Annotated in this window: 11 protein-coding genes; 9 read left to right on the top strand and 2 right to left on the bottom strand. The window is 48.8% G+C overall.

Going from position 1 to position 17,745, the window contains the following annotated elements; all coding sequences use genetic code 11:
• Positions 1-9: 9 nt before the first annotated feature.
• The 8 genes from LQ567_RS12955 (at position 10) to LQ567_RS12920 (ending at position 14,305) form a co-directional block, all read left to right on the top strand.
• A complete protein-coding gene (locus LQ567_RS12955) occupies positions 10-3,375 on the top strand; it encodes a TonB-dependent receptor (protein ID WP_231004939.1) in 3,366 nt (1,121 codons plus the stop codon).
• Positions 3,376-3,395: 20 nt separating this feature from the next.
• The gene (locus tag LQ567_RS12950) at positions 3,396-5,156 is read left to right on the top strand and encodes a RagB/SusD family nutrient uptake outer membrane protein (RefSeq protein WP_231004938.1); all 1,761 of its coding nucleotides are present in this window, start codon (positions 3,396-3,398) and stop codon (positions 5,154-5,156) included.
• A gap of 76 nt (positions 5,157-5,232) precedes the next feature.
• Positions 5,233-6,201 carry an IPT/TIG domain-containing protein gene (locus tag LQ567_RS12945; protein WP_231004937.1) on the top strand — a complete coding sequence of 323 codons (969 nt, stop codon included), beginning with the start codon at positions 5,233-5,235 and terminating at the stop codon, positions 6,199-6,201.
• Positions 6,202-6,345: 144 nt separating this feature from the next.
• Positions 6,346-7,329, top strand: a complete 984-nt coding sequence (locus LQ567_RS12940) for a hypothetical protein (protein ID WP_231004936.1) — start codon at positions 6,346-6,348, stop codon at positions 7,327-7,329.
• 51 nt (positions 7,330-7,380) lie between these two features.
• Complete coding sequence (locus tag LQ567_RS12935; RefSeq protein ID WP_231004935.1) at positions 7,381-8,406, top strand: hypothetical protein; 1,026 nt, start codon at positions 7,381-7,383, stop codon at positions 8,404-8,406.
• Positions 8,407-8,775: 369 nt separating this feature from the next.
• Positions 8,776-9,834, top strand: coding sequence for a hypothetical protein (locus tag LQ567_RS12930; RefSeq protein WP_231004934.1), 1,059 nt, complete (start codon positions 8,776-8,778; stop codon positions 9,832-9,834).
• A gap of 10 nt (positions 9,835-9,844) precedes the next feature.
• Positions 9,845-11,908, top strand: a complete 2,064-nt coding sequence (locus LQ567_RS12925; RefSeq protein WP_231004933.1) for a sialate O-acetylesterase — start codon at positions 9,845-9,847, stop codon at positions 11,906-11,908.
• 18 nt (positions 11,909-11,926) lie between these two features.
• Entirely contained in the window at positions 11,927-14,305 is a 2,379-nt protein-coding gene (locus LQ567_RS12920) for an alpha-L-rhamnosidase-related protein (protein WP_231004932.1), read from the top strand.
• A 74-nt stretch (positions 14,306-14,379) separates the two neighbouring features.
• Here LQ567_RS12920 and LQ567_RS12915 read toward each other — a convergent pair whose 3' ends face one another.
• Positions 14,380-15,693 (bottom strand): Gfo/Idh/MocA family protein, encoded by a 1,314-nt coding sequence (locus LQ567_RS12915; protein ID WP_231004931.1) that lies wholly within the window; start codon positions 15,691-15,693, stop codon positions 14,380-14,382.
• A 25-nt stretch (positions 15,694-15,718) separates the two neighbouring features.
• Positions 15,719-16,678: a formylglycine-generating enzyme family protein gene (locus tag LQ567_RS12910; RefSeq protein ID WP_231004930.1), complete on the bottom strand. Its 960-nt coding sequence runs from the start codon at positions 16,676-16,678 to the stop codon at positions 15,719-15,721.
• A gap of 132 nt (positions 16,679-16,810) precedes the next feature.
• Between LQ567_RS12910 and LQ567_RS12905 the strand changes: the two genes are divergently transcribed.
• Positions 16,811-17,725 (top strand): hydroxypyruvate isomerase family protein, encoded by a 915-nt coding sequence (locus LQ567_RS12905; protein ID WP_231004929.1) that lies wholly within the window; start codon positions 16,811-16,813, stop codon positions 17,723-17,725.
• Positions 17,726-17,745 lie beyond the last annotated feature (20 nt).

Genomic DNA, 17,745 nt, shown 5'->3' with positions numbered 1-17,745 from the left:
GTCCTTGCTATGAAATTAACGGCTTTTTTTCTGTTGGCTGCCGCGCTGCAGGTAAGCGCAAATGGCTATGGTCAGCAATTAACGATCAATGAAAAAAATATCCCGGTGATACGGTTGCTGCAGATCATTGAGAAGCAAAGCCGGTATCATTTTTTGTATGACAATCTGCAGTTAAAGGACATTACGGTAAACCGTGTCAGTGTAAACAGGGCCTCAGTAACAGAAGCCCTGAGCGAAAGTTTTAAAGGGCTGCCGCTGAGTTATAAAATTATAAAGAACACCGTTGTGGTGAAGCGGAATAAAGAACCTGTGGCTCAAAATCAGCAGGAGCCGGTGCGGGTAATAGTGCCGGCCGGAAGAGTGATCACGGGAAGGGTGATAAACGCCCGGGGCGAACCCCTGGAAAATGCAAGTGTAACGATAAAGGGCACGCAAACGGGTGTGGTTTCCGATGCCGATGGCGCGTTTACAATTGAAGTACCCAATGCGCGAACAGTGCTGGTCATTTCGCATGTGGGCTACGAAGACAAAGAGCTTATTGCCGGCGATCAGAAAAATATTGAAATCGTATTGAACCCGCAGCAGGCATCCATGGATGATGTAGTGGTAGTGGCCTATGGCAAGCAAAAAAAGATTTCGGTAACCGGCGCTATCGCATCTATTTCAACAAAGGAAATCAAGCAAAGCCCTGCAGCCAACCTTGCGGTTACCCTGGCCGGACGTTTGCCGGGGTTGACCGCCCTGCAGCGAAGCGGTGAACCGGGGCGGGACGCGACGGCTTTATTCCTGAGGGGGATCGGTACCCTCAACGGTACGTCGCCGATTATTTTGGTAGATGGGGTGGAACGCGAAATGACCTATATTGACCCGAATGAAGTAGAGAACGTAACCATTCTAAAGGATGCTTCCTCCACCGCCCTGTTTGGTGTACGCGGGGCAAACGGCGTGATACTGGTTACCACCAAACGGGGGGTGAGCAGCAAGCCTTCCATCGGATTAACCTATGAATACGGGTTACAGGGATTTACCCGCTCGCCTTCCATGCTGAACGCTTATGACTGGGCACGGCTGAAGAATGAGGCCTGGGCCAATGATAATCCGGGTGTTGATCCGGACGATCCGGTGAACCAGCCTCCTTATTCTGAATATGCACTGGACCGGTTCCTTTACCAGGAATACCCGGAAGCCTATCCGAATACCAACTGGCAAAAAATGTTGTTCAACGACTATGTGGCGCAAAAACGGTATAACCTTAATTTATCCGGCGGCAGTGAATACATCCAGTATTTTGTAAATGTTGGTTTCCTGGATCAGGGCGGGCAATGGAAGATAGATCCCGGTGTTAAAGATTATGATCCTTCCAGTTTTTTAAAACGATATAATTTCCGTTCCAATATCGATGCAAAATTAAACAAGGCGGGTACCCTTAGTACCTTTTTAAACGCAGCCGGATATTTTGAAAAGGTCAATTCGCCCAATGCCAATACCAATGAGATCTTCCGCCGTACCTATGCATTCTTCCCGGTAGTGCTGCCGGGCCCGCTGACACCAACGGGGGAAGTGCTCATCGGACCGGGAAACTATAATGAATCGCCCTGGGCAATGATCAACCGGAGCGGGTATCGTCAGGAAACAAGGAATAATATCACCGCCTCCTGGGGATTGAAACAGGATTTCAGCTTTATTACAAAAGGACTTTCCGCCCGTTTTATGGCATCCTTTGACACCCGTACCATTTACGGATTGACAGCGGCCAAAGGCTATCAGCGCTGGATCCAGATCATCGACCCGAATACGCCCAACCATGAGGGGATGGATAGTGTACAGTATACAAGGGTGTTGCTGGATATGGAAAATACGCCGCTGAACATTGGCAGCGGTTCCAATTTTCAGTCGTTCTTTAATTTTCAGTTTGCCGTTGATTATAACCGGGTGTTTAAACAAAAGCATGCATTTACCGGGCTGCTACTGGCACAGCAGGAAACAAGGGTGCTGCCCAATGACCGTATTCCCTACAACCTGCGCGGTATCTCTGCCCGTGCCTCCTACGCTTATGACAGTAAATACCTGCTGGAATTTAATGCGGGCTACAACGGTTCTGAACAATTTGCCAAAGGCCGGCGGTATGGTTTCTTTCCTACTGTTTCCGGGGGATGGGTGGTGTCAAACGAACGGTTTTTAAAATCCAGTGATCTTATCTCAATGCTGAAACTGAGAGCTTCCTACGGGAACGTGGGCAGCGACCGTTTGGGGGGAAGACGCTTTTTGTACCTGGATGATATACAGCGGGCCGGTGGTGGCGGTTTTAGCAGTTCGCTGGGGCGCGGAGGCCTGATCGCTGAAAACTACCTTGGCAATCCCAATATTCAATGGGAAGTGGCAACGAAGGCCAACCTGGGTCTTGAACTGGGCTTTTTGAATAACGACCTCAACCTGATGGTGGATCTCTTTAATGAACGGAGGGATAATATTCTGATCAGCCGGCAAACCATCCCGATCGTCTATGGAATCGAGCCCGGGCGTATGGCACCGGTGAACATGGGAATTGTGGAGAACAAGGGCTACGAGATCGAACTGAATTATAAAAAGACCTTGACCCGGGATTGGTCCTTTTTATCAAAAATCAACTTCAATTTTGCGCGGAACAAAGTGCTGTTTTCAGATGAGCTGCAGCTGCCGGCAGATTATGCTTACCGGTACCGGCAAACCGGTTTCCGCCTGGGACAGGTATTTGGATATCCGCTGCAGGGAGGGTATTACAACAGCTATGACGAAATCGCAACCGAGGGATTCAATTATGTAGGGTATACCGTAAGACCGGGTGATTTCAAATATACAGACACTAATGGTGATAAGACCATCGACGAGCGGGACATGATTCCCATGGGCTATTCGGCCATCCCGGAATATACACTGGGTGCGGCTTTCAGCATCACCTACAGGAATTTTGATCTGTCCTTTTTATTCCAGGGCAACCTGAATGTATCGCAGCCGCTTTCCGGTTACGGAACCATGGCGCTTACCGATTACAGGGAACGACACCTGTATGCATGGACTCCTGAAAGGGCCGCCAGCGGCGAAAAGATCCTGTACCCGCGACTGTCCACCGGAGGGAGTTCGAGTGAGCGGGATTACAATGCGTTCTTTATTGAGAACCGCAGCTTTGTACGGCTCAAGAACGCCGAGATCGGCTACCGGTTACCGGAAAACTGGGCACGCAAAATAGGCAGCAAGGAAGTGCGTATTTACGCAAATGGCTTTAACCTGATCACCTGGGATAAAATGCGGACAAAGGATTTTGATCCGGAAGTGGATAACTCCCTTAGTTATCCGGTGTACCGGATATTTAACACCGGTGTGAATGTTACATTTTGATAATCTCTTACAAAAACGAAATGAAAAGAATAACGCTTAATATATTGCTGATAGCCACGGTGCTGATCGGCGCTTGCAGGAAAGACCCGTTGGATCTTATGCCGGATGGCCGGATCACCATCGACCAGGTATTTACAGATGAAATGATGGCATCAGAATACGTAAATACGATCTACGCCAACATGCAACATTACGGTACGGCATATAATTACTGGACCATGCTGGCTGGTTACTCGGACGAGGCCCACGACAACGACTTTCCGCAGGATATGGGGCGCGCTCCATCCCGGTGGTACAACGGCGAGCTGCGGCCCAACTGGAACCCGATGGATATTCCTGCCTCTGTTGGGGCATACGATCCTACCACCAACGGGTTTTATTATCGCAATGGATGGAAGGGCATCCGGCAGTCAAATGTTTTCCTGGCGAATATTGATAAAACAGTGTTTACAAATCCCACGGTTAAAGCAAGGCTGATTGCGGAAGTAAAAACCCTGCGGGCGTTCTTTTATCTGGAGCTCATTAAGATGTATGGCGGCATGCCCGTAGTGGATAAACCCTTTACCGTAGATTTTAAATTTGAAACACTGCCCCGGCAATCGTTTAAGGAATGTGTTGATTTTATAAAACAAAACTGCGATCAGGCCATTGCGGAAAGCAATTTTCCCTGGCGCATCACAACCGAGCCGGAACGGGGACGGTTTACCAAAGCCGTGGCGCATGCGGTTCGCTCACAAGCACTCCTGTTCGGCGCAAGCCCTTTGTGGAACCCGGAAGGCGATGCCGGCCGCTGGACCCTTGCCGCTGCTGACATAAAACAATCGCTGCAGGCGCTTACAGATGCAGGATACCAGCTATACCCGGAATACGAAGCATTTTTTTATGGCCGCTCTGACCTGAGTCCCAGCCCGGGGGACAAAGAAACCATTTACGAGGTAAAGACCTTCGGTGGTACCCCTGAGTTCAGCCACCTGATGTTCCGGATGCATGCCATCCCTACATTGGGCGGCGATAAAGCCGGATGCAGCCCTTCGCAGGAACTGGTGGATGCTTACGAAATGGCCGATGGTCAGATCCCGATACTGGGTTACCAGGATGACGATCACCTGCAACCTGTCATTAACACTGCTTCCGGTTATGATGAAAAGCATCCGTATCTGAACCGGGATCCCCGTTTTTACGCCACCGTTTGGTATAACGATGCGTTGTATGGTGATGTGAATGGCAAGCCCTATCGCATTCAATCCTACGTTGGTGGTGCCGATGGTATTTCAAACCTGATGCAACGGACACACAATGGTTATTACCTGCGTAAGTTCCGGAATCCGAAACAGCTGGATCCCAATACAGGTACGGCCCTGTTTAAAAAATACCGCCTGGGTGAAATATACCTGAACTATGCTGAAGCCGCCAACGAAGCCGCCGGTCCTACCAGCGACGTTTACGATGCGGTAAATGCGGTAAGGGCAAGGGCAAAGATGCCGCAGCTTCCGGCCGGGTTAAACAAGGAAGCGATGCGGGAGCGGATCCGCAGGGAGCGCCGGGTTGAAATGTCGTTTGAAGAACAGCGGATATGGGATGTGCGCCGCTGGAAGATCCTGGGGCAGACCGATAAGCTGACAACCGGTATTGAATGGACAAAGACAGGAGAGGGACAGTTTACAGGAAAGCGTGTTGTTGCAGGAAGAAGGAAAAGCTGGGCGGATAATTACCTCATCATCCCGATCCCGACAAGTGAGTTAACGCTGATGCCCCTTTGGGAACAGAACCCCGGATGGTAAACAGATCGCATATTGGATGGTCGTCCGGTTTCATGAACGGAGTCATTGCTTATTAATCACTTTTGAAACGAAATCTATGTTGACTAAAAATAAAATAATTGCCGTATTACTGGTCGTTTTAACCGGTACAGCCGGTTCCTGCAAAAAGGACGATAACAAATTGCCGGTGAACAATGCGCCGATCCCGCGTATCTTAACGTTTGCACCCGAAAATGCAGGCCCCGGGGATCTCCTCACCATCAAAGGCTTACATTTTTCTACGGATCCTGAAAAGAATATTGTCCGGTTTAACCAAACGGTGGTAACAGCCCAATCGGTGAGCGATACAGCAATCACCGTGGTGGTTCCGGCGCTTACGGTAAAATCTGCCGGTGTAACGGTAAGAAGCAATGGTAAGATCTCCAACCGGAAAAATCTAAACCTGGTCCAGATCAAAAAATTCCAGGATGATTTTAACCGGGCCAATGTAGCGCTGGTAGATAATACCGTTATGCCTAACCCTCTTGGCAGCGTCTGGGAAATTGTAACCGGAAGATTTTCGCTGGAGAATAACCAGCTGGCCACGCATGCCGGGGGCGTGGAAACCTATATGTTGTATCGTGCGCCCGAAGCAGATATGAAAGCGGGAAGTGATCACTTCTTTAAGTTTTCGGCATCGGTTACGGTGTCTGGTGGCGGTTCCTTTGGCGGGGTGATCTTTCATGCGCAGCCGGATAATAAACGATTTTATCTGTTGAGAACAGCGGGTAAAATGGTTCAGCTGTTGAAAACCGGCGGCAATGGATTGGGCGACTGGGCCGCGATCATGATCAATGATAATTTTGAAGGATTTGTTGATAACAAAAAGTACCGGGTAGATATCTCCTCTTCAACTGCCGGTAAAATCACGGTCAAACTTTCGGATCCCGATACGAATGGGGTCATGCTCGAACGTACGGTGGAAGATCCCAATCCCTACACAGGCGGTGTTCCCGGTTTTTATTATTTCGGGTTGGCCAATCCTGTCAATATCTATTTTGATGATTTTTCACTGGAACTACAATAAATGTTAAAAAGAATCTGCCGCAGAAGCCTTGCAAAGCAATCATAACGTTCCATTGTGTTTGAATGGTTGATATGACAGCTCCGGCTGATTATTAAAAACCCATCCGAGCGGAGTATATCCGGGAGGTAACAAAAAATATTGCAGATGAAATCGTTTCTTTTATTAATGGCATGCATCCTGTTGACGGCCTGTGGCAGAAAAACAACAACCGTTACGGACCCCGGAACAGAAAGTAAAGAGGGGCTGGTATCATTATTTGCAGACCCGCAATTTGAAACCGGACTTTATTTAAAGGGGGATGTAAGCGGCGTGCCTTCCGCCGGGGAATCGTTGTATCCTTTTGGCAGGAAAGGCACCAAGCCTGCCTGGGAACTGGCCGAGTGGGCCAGTAAATATTTATTGCATCAAAATGAAATGAGCGATCATAACGGGGAAAAACGGTATGAGAACCAGGGTAAGCTGCTGTCTCTTGTACGCGATGGCAATACAACAAAAATCCGGATGGATGTTAAGGCTGCTACGGAATATGACCGTCCCCGGAAAAGCGGGGAAGCCTGGCCCCACCTGTTGCTGGAACAGGCATTTGCGGTAAAGCCCTTCCTGAAATATACAGATAAACTGATCCTGAATTTTGAAGGACGCCTGGTAAGCGCAGTTTCAGGCATGCCTTCCGGCAGCTTTAATCCGGATCTGCATACGGCCCAGTTCCAGCTGTTCATCACGTTGCAGAATCTGAACCCGCAATCGCCCAGCTATGGAGAACTGGTATGGTTTGGTGTGCCTTTTTACGACTACCGGCACCGGCAGCTGCAGGTATATGCCGCACAGGATATCGGAAAAGGAGATGCTACCGGGATGTTTATATACAGCCTGGGCACCACGGATTATATGCAGGGCAGTTTTCACGATGGTAATTGGGTAAAGGTAGAAAAGGACCTGAAGCCGCTGATGGTAAAAGCCGTAAACCTTGCAAAGGAACGGGGATATCTTAAAGGTGCTACCCTGGATGATATCCGTATCGGCGGTATGAATATTGGCTGGGAAGTACCGGGCACCTTCGATGTCGGATTTGAGTTTAAGGGGTTCGATCTGAAATACCAGCCCTTAAAAGAAGGGAGCGGCCATTAAAGAATGACATCAGGGATCTGTGTTCAATGATCAGAAACAAAAAAAACAGCTATGAAACAGAAAAACAAAAAAAGGTTATTCCCGGTTTTTGCACTTATGTTGCTGATCACTGCATGCTCGCGGGAACGTTCTTCCGATCTGGCAAATGATGGTGGACAGAAGATGATTGCGCATACCGGCAAAAGCGGCCAGACAACAGCGGCTGGTATCGAATTGCTTACCGATAGAATATTTCAGCAGGGGTTTAATGTACTGCATCCGGGCTCGGGTGCACTACAGGGCACGCTACAATACCCCGGCGGGGTTACGGCATCCAAATGGAACCTGGCGCAATGGTACAGTAATGCAAGCATCTATGGTGCAGCGCCGGTTGCGCTCGGCTCAGGGTCTTACCATTTTGCCAACGCCAACAAAGCGATTACGATTGGGCCTGCATCTTCAGCAGATAAAGATCTTGTCTTTGCAATTAATGGACAGAGTGAGTTTGGAAATAATTACCGTACTGCATCCCAGCCGTTCCCGCACCTGCTGGCAGATCAGCGCATTGCTGATCCTGACGGCTGGTTGGGCACTTCCACTCCTTTCCTGGGTGGCCTGGATAGTATGGTTTTTAATATAGATGCCCTGTTGCAATATCATACGCGTAATCAAAAATCGGGGTATGATCCATCCATCCATGCCTTACAGTACAGCTGTAGCTTTCTCATTCAGAACTTACGAGCGGGAAATCCTGGTTATGGAAAGTCCATGTATTTTCTGGTGATGTTATTTGACGATCGATATCCTTTACCGGATCTTTCCATTAACGAAGATATTTTCAGCGGGCGGCTGATTTATGATATCGGCATTGCTCCGTTTACAGCTACCGGACTGGTACAGGGGCAATGGAAGCACATTCACGGGGATTTGTTACCCTATATTAAGCAGGCATTGACCGAAGCCTGGAGCCGGGGGTATCTTCTGGAATCTCAAAACTATAACGATTACAAGCTGTCTCTTTTTACAATGGGATTTGAATGTACGGGTTTAAATATAGGCACTATGCAAACAAAAAACCTGGATCTTGTTGCCTTCTGATAACAGGGGGTATACTGGTTGCATAAAAGCGACTGGATGATTGCTGAGTCCATATATTTCCCGCCCCCGAGATCAGGTCATTACGGATACTGTAAAAGGCGAAGGCAGACCCTTGGAAAAACAGGGATCAGCGTATAATAACAAGAGGTTGTTAACGCATCTGTTGTAGAAGTGCAGGATACCGATGGCATGTTTAAGAAACATCAAAAGGGCTGGCACTGCTTTTATGAAAGCCCGCCGCCTCCGGTTGGTGCATTCGATTGATAAAAGATGCAAACGGGGAGCAAAACAGGTGTAATGATCGTAAGGTTGCAGACATTTATATTCGGCAATAATGATTTTTTACTGTAAATAAGAAACATATATAGAATGCCAAAAGCAGGACATTTTTTAGTGGCATGTATCGCTTTATATCCATGCCTAACCGGATCGGGTAAGCAGGTTGCTGGTAGTCATACCGGCACGGTATTGGCCGTTGCCGGAGAACAGGGTAAACCGGCTCCGGGAAAAGAACTGATCAGGGATGCCCGGTTCAGGCAGGGCTTTTCACTTTCTCCATTAACGCCGGAAGAAGTAATGGCCGCGGGTAGTTTTGATAAGGCGCATAAGGGGTATTACTATTTTGAGGAAAAGGATAAAAAACCGGTATGGGAGTTCTGCCAGTGGGCGAGTAAACACTCCCTGGAAGGGGCAGGGCCCAAAAAGAATGCAGATAACAGTGTGGAATACCGGAACGCAGCAAAACGCATCCTGCGCTATACGGATGGTACCCTACATATCGGCGTTTTTACCAGTAGGGAATATACAAGGCCCCGGGAAGCAGGCGGTGCTTTTACGGGCTTTTTGATACAACAGGATTTTCGGGATCCGCCCAATATCGGAGATGTGAATCATCTGTATTTTTCTGCAGCGATAAAAATTGTAGCCTGCAAACAAAAAATGAAAAAGCAGGAGTATAACCCGGACATCCATACGGCTCAAACCCCGATGTATTTTATTTTAAAGAATAAGAACCCACAATCGGAAGATTACAATTATGCGATATGGCTGGGTATTCAATCATTTGATTACCGTTATCCGGAGATGAATTCCAAAGAGGAAATCGGCTTTGACAAGGATACGCATATGTATATTTATAACATACCGCAAACGCGTATCTGGGGCAAAAAAACAAGCTTCAATGATCACCGGTGGCACCAAACGCAAACAGATCTGTTGCCTTCCGTATTGCAGGCGGTAGCTGCTATGAGGGCAAAGGGCGCATTCCTGAATTCGGCCCTTTCAGACCTGGTACTGGAGGGGATGAATTTTGGGTGGGAATGCCCTGGAACCTTTGATGTAGCGCTGGAAGTACGCGGCCTGAGTCTTAAGGTAGTGGATAAAAATCAATACGGCCTGCTGATCCGGCCGGCTGATAAAAACATTTAAAAATTTAGTAATGAGGATTGCTGTTCTGGTAAGCGTGTTATCACTCTTTTTTTTCGGTTTAAATCGTTCAGTAAAAGCACAAACCGGATGGAAACAATTATCCGGGTCCTGGAATAGCTCCGCAAACCAGGTATATCCGGTTGCGGGTAAGGAGCGTTTATTTACGCTGCTTTACACGGGTTCTGCAAAGGAAATGGCCTGGGAATCACTGTCGGTGGATTTTCGCTTTGAAGGCCGGCCTGCTGAAGGAGACTTTGGGATGATGTTGAATGTCGAAGATGGGGATGACTATCAGTTATTGCGGATCGCTCCGGATACAACCCGTTGTGTGCTTCAACTGCTGCACCGGAAATACGGGTATTTCAGAATGTGGCAGGAAGTTATTTTACCGGTAAAGCTGTATAAAGACCAGGTATATACGGTCTCCATTGTAAAAGCACCGGCGGTAGACCTGGAAGACTGGAGGCCCTGGAAGATCATCATCCGTGAAAAGAAAACCGGAACGATCCTGCTGAAGCAAGGCGTGTCCAACGATATGCCTGCCTTTGGTTTAGGCCAGGTAGGCTTATATACTACCCGGCCGGATATTGTTTTTTCAAATTTTCAGTGCACCCTTCAGAACCCGGAACAAAAGCACCGGGAGCTGGTATTGCCCGCCCTGTTTTCCGACGGCATGGTGTTGCAGCATGCGCGGGTAAACCCGGTTTGGGGCAGGGCGGCACCCGGAAGCGAAGTAGAGATACGCATTGCAGGAAAGCGGCTGAAGACCCGTACCGGTAAGGATGGTAAATGGACGATCGGGCTTCCCGCATTGCCAGTAAATGACAGCCTGGATATGGAAGTGCATTCTAAAAAAGAGAAGATCCGGATCCGGGATATTGCGGTGGGTGAGGTTTGGCTGGCTTCCGGACAATCCAATATGGAAATGCGTACCTGGCAAAGCGATGTATCTAAAACCATTACTCAACAAAACCAGGATCGCAGATTACGTGTATTTAAACAAGCACAATGGCCGTCCGGGGATCCGGTTTTTTCGTCCGGAGGGGAATGGATCCTGGCCGATTCCGCGAATGTTATGGGTTGGTCGGCAATCGTCAGCAGTTTTGGAATCAACCTGAGGAAAACATTAAAGATGCCCGTTGGGATCATTTGTGCTTATTGGGGGGGAACGGCCGTTGAAAGCTGGTTCCCCAGGGAAGAACTGGCAAAGGATCCGGTTACTGCGCCGATCCTGCAGCGATACCAGGCGTCCCTGGTTCATCTTGAAAAAGGACTGCCCGTAGAAACCCGTTTTCCCTGGAGCTGGGATGTAGCCGGGCAAAGTCATACCCCCGGTAATTTATACAATGGTATGATTGCTCCGCTGGTGCCTTATTCCATTAAAGGGGTACTTTGGTACCAGGGCGAGTCCAACACACAAAAAGCACGGCAATATGAGCACCTGTTTCCCTTACTGATTGATACATGGAGAAAAAAATGGAAGAACCCGGAGCTGCATTTTTTTTATGTACAGCTGGCCGGCTATGATGGCAAACAGTCCGGCTCCGAAATCGCGTCGGCATGGCCGCAGCTAAGAGATATTCAAAGAAGAATATTGGATAAAAAAGAACATACCGGCATGGCTGTGGCCTTTCACCTGGGCGATTCGCTGGATATCCATCCGTACCGGAAAAACGAAATCGGATTACGGCTGGCGAACCTGGCATTACACGATGCTTATGGGTTTAGAAAGATCGTCAGCCGCGGTCCTTTGTTCACGCAGGCATTGTTTAAAAACGGCGGCGCCAGCATCCGGTTCAGGGAAACAGCTGAAGGGCTAACAACGGCTGCCGGAAAGCCGTTAGGGGGATTTACCATTGCGGGCAACGACCAGGTCTTTTATCCGGCGGCTGCCGTTATTTCAAATGACGGGAAAACCGTAATGGTATCTTCGGATAAGGTACCGGTTCCGGTGGCCGTGCGGTATGGTTGGGCAAATTATTCATCGGAGGCCAACCTGGAGAACAGTGCCGGTTTGCCGGCATCGCCCTTCAGGACCGACAACTGGAAACTGTTAACCGATGATACTTTATAAACGTAAAACAGAACGGAGATGAGCAGATGGACGCTTTTGATGCTTTTTCTTATTTGCTGCAGCAGATTGCAGGGGCAACAGGATATTGCCTGTAAAGCCTCAGAACAATGGCGGCAGCATCAATGGAATGCGCACTGGATCACGGTTTCGCAGGACGCCGGTTCAAAATACGACTATGGCATTCATCGTTTCCGGAAAGCATTCAGCATATCCGCAGTACCTGAAACCTTTGTTATAAACCTGTCGGCAGATCCCCGCTACGAGTTTTTTGTAAACGGCACGCGTGTTTGCCGGGGGCCTGCCAGGGGCAGTTTGTACAACTGGCATTATGAAACCATTGATATTGCACAGTTCCTGAAAAAGGGACAAAACCTCATTGCCGCTACCGTATGGAATTACGGAGAGTGGTCCCCGGGTGCACAAATTTCCATGTACACCGGTTTTATTGTACAGGGTGAATCGGAACAGGAGGCCGTTGCCAATACCGATGGTACGTGGAAAGTATCTACAGACCGGTCGTTTAGCCCGTCCCTGGTATACCTGCAGGATGTGGGCCCGGGCGATATCATTCAGGGTGAGACGCATCCCTGGAATTGGAATACTGCAGACTTTGATGATGCGCAATGGAAAAATGCGGAGGTAAAAGAGCGAGGACAACCGGCCGGAACCGGAACCCAGTACCTGCGGGCCTTAACACCCCGCAGCATTCCCTTAATGGAAGCACATCTGGAAGGGCCCATGAAAATACGCCGGAGTGAGGGCATCGATGTAAAGGGTGATTTTATACCTGGCAAGGAAGCGCTGAAGATTCCGCCGCATTCAAAGGTTTCGATACTGCTGGACCAGGAATATTTGACTAATGCATACCCGGCATTAACGGTAAGCAAGGGCGCGCGGTCTAAAATAGCCGTTACCTATTCAGAAGCCATGTACCTGGATGCGAGGAATAAAGGAAACCGGAATGAAATAGACGGCAAACACATCAACGGGTTTGTAGATGTGTTTTATCCGGAGGGTGGAAGCCGGCGGGTGTACAGCCCGCTTTGGTTCCGTACGTTCCGGTATATTCAGCTGGATATCGAAACAACAACGCAGGAACTGCTCCTGCATTCCTTTGACCGGGAATTTACCGGGTATCCGTTTAAAGAGAAGGGACGCTTTTCCTGTAACGATCCTGCGCTGCAGGAGATATGGAAAGCGGGCTGGCGCACGGCGAGGCTTTGTGCGGGTGAAACCTATTACGATTGTCCTTATTACGAGCAGCTGCAGTATACGGGCGACACGCGTATACAGGGACTGATCTCCTTATATGTAAGCGGCGATGACCGCCTGATGCGGAAAGCGATCACAGACATTGCTTCTTCTGTAACCCCTGAGGGCATTTTGCTGAGCCGCTACCCGGCGCGGTATAACCAGGTAATTCCTCCCTTCTCGCTTTACTGGATCAATATGCTGCATGATTACTGGATGTACCGGGATGATAAAGCGTTTGTGGCATCATATCTCCCGATATTAAAAAGTATACTAAATTGGTTTGAGCATAAAATAGATCCGCAAACGGGTTTGCTGGGGCCTTTGCCGCACTGGAATTTTGTAGACTGGCCGGTTAAATGGCCATGGGATGACCGGAAACCACTGGGTGGCACACCTCCCGCGGCCATCGCGGGCGGCTCTTCTATCCTGAGCCTGCAACTGGCGTATGCGCTTGCTGACGCGGCGGCGCTCCTGGAGGTGTTTAATGAAACAGCGTTGGCCGCAAAATATAAAAAGCTGCAACAATCGATTGGGGAAGCGGCAATGAAACAGTGCTTTGACCAGCAACGGGGACTGATGGCGGATGACCGGACACATAGCCGTTACAGTCAGCACGCGTCGATTATGGGCATTCTTTCAGAGGCTATCAGCCGGGACCAGCAACAGCGGGTATTTGAAAAGCTGAATTCCGATACGTCATTGACCCCGGCTACGGTCTATTACCGGTTTTACCTGTTCCGGGCGATGAAAAAAGCAGGCCTGGCAGATCGTTATACCAGCAGCCTTGATATCTGGAAAACCATGTTGAAAAACGGGCTGACTACGTTTGCCGAGCAACCGGAACCTTCCCGGTCCGATTGCCATGCATGGAGTGCCAGTCCGAATTATGATTTGCTGGCAACGGTTTGTGGCATTACACCGGCGGCGCCCGGGTTCCGCAAAGTGCACATAGCGCCCCACCTGGGAACATTAAAATGGGTAAAAGCGGCCATGCCGCATACAAACGGGGAGATCCGCGTTTTCTTTGAGCAGCGAAATGGCCGGTTAACCGGCAGCATTACGCTTCCGCCCAATTTGTACGGGGTATTTGAGCATAAAGGCGTTTCAAGGAAACTGGTTCCGGGTACGAATGTCCTGAACTGAGGGGATGACGGTGTTGCCGGGCAAATAAAAAGCCGGACGAAAAAACGTCCGGCTTTATTAATGCGTTTGCAGCGCTAAAAATATTTTGTTTTACCGGGTGTGGCAATCGGGTAGAAGCCATCTGCATCCGGAACAACAGGTGGGGTGGCATTAAAGCTGTACTCTTTAGGCATGATATCGATACCGGAATTCAGCGCCTTATCCCATTCGATCACCTGGCCGCTGTACGTAGCCATACGCCCGATGATTGCCGTTAACGTGCTCTTGGCACCATACTCGGCATTGTCAAACTTATAGTCACCCTTTGCAATCGCCTCAAACAGTTCATCATGCTCGGTTTGATAAGGATTGCGCTCGTTCTTTTTGTCGAAAGCATACAGTACTTTTCCAGACCGGTCTTTGATCACTGCCTGATCGCAGAAAATGGATCCTTTGGTGCCCACCAGCAGTTCGTCTACCTTGCTCATAGTACCTGGTATATGCCGGCACTGGCTGTTCAGGATAGAGCCATCTGCATAATGGAATTCCACGTAATGATGATCGTAGATCTCTCCGTATTGTTTGCCGGTTCTTACCTGGCGGCCGCCCATACCCTGCGCTTTTACCGGATAGGCGTTTTTGAACCAGTTCATTACATCAATATTATGAATATGCTGCTCGTTGATATGATCCCCGCAAAGCCAGTTGAAGTAATACCAGTTCCGCATCTGGTATTCCATTTCTGTTTGCTGTGGTTCCCGCTGTTTTACCCAAACGCCGGCATTGTTCCACCAAACCTGACCGGAAATGATTTCACCGATCATATCCTTCCGCTCAAACAACGCGCGGTAAGAATCCTGGTAGCGGCGCTGAAGTCCTACCACTACGTTCAGTTTTTTCTGTTTTGCAATTTCGGCGGCGTCCAGTACTTTTTTAATCCCGGCCGGATCGGTGGCCATGGGTTTTTCTGTAAAAATATGTTTGCCTTGTTTTACGGCCTCTTCAAAATGAATGGGGCGGAATCCCGGAGGGGTGGTAAGGATTACCACATCTGCCAGGGCAATGGCCTTTTTATAAGCATCGAACCCGGTGAATTTATTCGCTTCGGGTACGTCGATCTTTTCTGCGCTGATCCCGCTGTCGTCCTTTGAGGTAATGGTTTTATAACAGCCGTCGAGGCGGTCTTTAAAAGCATCGGCCATCGCCACCAGTTTTACATTCTGTTTGGTGGATAATGCCTGTGTTACAGCGCCGGTGCCCCGGCCGCCACAGCCGATCAGGGCTATTTTAATTGCTCCCTTCGCACCGGAAAAGAAATTTACATTGCCCATAACAGGAGCGGCAAGCAAACCACCGGCAATGAGAGAGCTGTTTTTTACAAAATCTCTTCTTGTTGTTTTGTGATTCATTATTATGGTATTTAATCGCTGGAAATTATAAGATATATGTTGAGAAAAATTTTTCAATCTCAGCGGCGCTGGGCTGTTTTGCCGGACGTACCAGCCGGAATCCTACAAAGGGCGCATCGGCATTCCACCACTTGCTTTTCGGGATCTGCGGATCGCGACGGTTCCAGATCGGATCCGATTCGGTCCGGTTGGCAGTACGCAATGAAGCAGCATCATCCTTATAATTACCACCCCTTACAATGCGCGGATTTTTGGCGCTGGGCAGCCGTGTAGGGTTGGCGGCTTCTTTACCCAGGGTTTTATAATAATCTGCCTGGTATTGATCCAGCACCCATTCGGCCACGTTGCCATAAATATCATACAGCCCCCATGGATTGGGTTTCTTGAGTCCTATTTTATGGTATTTATCCTCACTGTTTTTGGCGTACCAGGCATAATCGTCCAGCTGCTTTGCATCGGCTCCAAAAAAATAGGGCGTGGTGCTGCCGGCGCGGGCGGCATATTCCCATTCCGCTTCCGTAGGCAACCGGTAAAAAACGCCTGTTTTCGTATAAAGCCATTTGCAATACATGATGGCCGCTCGCTGTTGCATGCTGTTGGCCGGAAATCCGCCTTCCTTACCCATGCCCAATGTAAGATCAATATAAGGGGCAGTAGGCCTTGTAACCGCATCGGCATCTACATTCTGACCCAAACTTTCGTCGTATTGAAAAAGGGCATACTCATCAAAACTCACTTCGTGCGAGCCCATATAAAAGGCATCCAGTTTTACGGTTACCTGTGGCTGTTCATCGGCATCTTTGGGCGTATTGCCGGAAGCGCTTCCCATTTTAAAGGAGCCGGCGGGTATAGGGACCATGGTGAACTTTACAGATGAACCGGGAATGGACTGTTCATATTTTTTAAATTCGGTATCCTTTTTTTCCTGAGCACCAAGTGCGCCTGCACCAGCGCATAGCAATGCTGCAGCAATCAATTTTTTCATCGTTCCGAAGTTAAGTAAATTTTCAGTTTCACAATTAAATGGGTTCCAAAATAGCACAAAACGAAAATAATTCCTAAATCTTTTTTATAAATATTAAAGTTTCCTATTTTTAGTTCGAAAAAATTTGCCACAATGAACCGAAGAAATTTCGTAAAAAACAATGTACTAACGATGAGTGCCCTGGGGCTGGGAACCAGTTTATGGGCAGGATCAGCGAAAGAAGTAAAAGCGGATAAGACCTTTCATATGGACTATGCTCCCCACGACGGCATGTTTGGTAACAGCGCCGGTAAGGACTTTATCGACCAGATAAAGTATATGTATGACAAAGGTTTCCGCTCTATTGAAGACAACGGTATGACCGGCAGAACGCCGCAAATGCAGTCGAAAATAGGAGAAACCCTGGCCAAACTGAATATGCGCATGGGGGTTTTTGTAGTGCCCAAAGGTGGCAACGGCGCCAATACCCTGGCCGCCAATAAAAAGGAACACCTGGATATTTTCCTGGACGGTTGCCGGCAATCGGTTGAAGTGGCCAAACGGTGCAACGCTAAATGGGTAACGGTGGTACCCGGCGATTTTCAGCGCAATCTTCCGCTTGAAGTGCAAACGGGCAATGTGATCGATGCCTTGCGGAGAGGCGCAGAAATCTTCGAACCGCATGGGATCGTAATGGTGCTGGAGCCGCTGAGTGATACGCCGGATTTGTTCCTGCGCACTTCTGCTCAAACCTACGAAATCTGCAGGGGTGTAAACAGCCCTTCCTGTAAGATCCTGTACGATATCTACCATATGCAGAAAAATGAGGGCAATCTTATTAAAAACATGGAACTGACCTGGAGCGAAATCGCTTATATCCAGATCGGTGATAACCCCGGAAGAAAAGAGCCCACAACGGGAGAGATCAATTACAAGAACGTATTCAAATGGCTTTACGAAAAGGGCTATAAAGGAGTGCTGGGAATGGAGCATGGCATTTTACACCCCGGAAAAGCTGGGGAAGACCGGCTGATTGCGGCATACCGGGAATCGGATGCGTTTATGTAGCGAAGGAAGCTTACATCATT

The sequence above is a fragment of the Niabella pedocola genome (assembly GCF_021044425.1).
Taxonomy (GTDB): Bacteria; Bacteroidota; Bacteroidia; order Chitinophagales; family Chitinophagaceae; genus Niabella; species Niabella pedocola.
Note: the sequence above shows the minus strand (reverse complement) of the source record. Positions and strands in the feature narration are given on the sequence as shown.

Excerpts from the sequence above, each read along its gene's own strand:
- LQ567_RS12955 (WP_231004939.1), top strand. The coding sequence starts at position 10 with ATGAAATTAACGGCTTTTTTTCTGTTGGCTGCCGCGCTGCAGGTAAGC.
- LQ567_RS12950 (WP_231004938.1), top strand. The coding sequence starts at position 3,396 with ATGAAAAGAATAACGCTTAATATATTGCTGATAGCCACGGTGCTGATC.
- LQ567_RS12945 (WP_231004937.1), top strand. The coding sequence starts at position 5,233 with ATGTTGACTAAAAATAAAATAATTGCCGTATTACTGGTCGTTTTAACC.
- LQ567_RS12940 (WP_231004936.1), top strand. The coding sequence starts at position 6,346 with ATGAAATCGTTTCTTTTATTAATGGCATGCATCCTGTTGACGGCCTGT.
- LQ567_RS12935 (WP_231004935.1), top strand. The coding sequence starts at position 7,381 with ATGAAACAGAAAAACAAAAAAAGGTTATTCCCGGTTTTTGCACTTATG.
- LQ567_RS12930 (WP_231004934.1), top strand. The coding sequence starts at position 8,776 with ATGCCAAAAGCAGGACATTTTTTAGTGGCATGTATCGCTTTATATCCA.
- LQ567_RS12925 (WP_231004933.1), top strand. The coding sequence starts at position 9,845 with ATGAGGATTGCTGTTCTGGTAAGCGTGTTATCACTCTTTTTTTTCGGT.
- LQ567_RS12920 (WP_231004932.1), top strand. The coding sequence starts at position 11,927 with ATGAGCAGATGGACGCTTTTGATGCTTTTTCTTATTTGCTGCAGCAGA.
- LQ567_RS12915 (WP_231004931.1), bottom strand. The coding sequence starts at position 15,693 with ATGAATCACAAAACAACAAGAAGAGATTTTGTAAAAAACAGCTCTCTC.
- LQ567_RS12910 (WP_231004930.1), bottom strand. The coding sequence starts at position 16,678 with ATGAAAAAATTGATTGCTGCAGCATTGCTATGCGCTGGTGCAGGCGCA.
- LQ567_RS12905 (WP_231004929.1), top strand. The coding sequence starts at position 16,811 with ATGAACCGAAGAAATTTCGTAAAAAACAATGTACTAACGATGAGTGCC.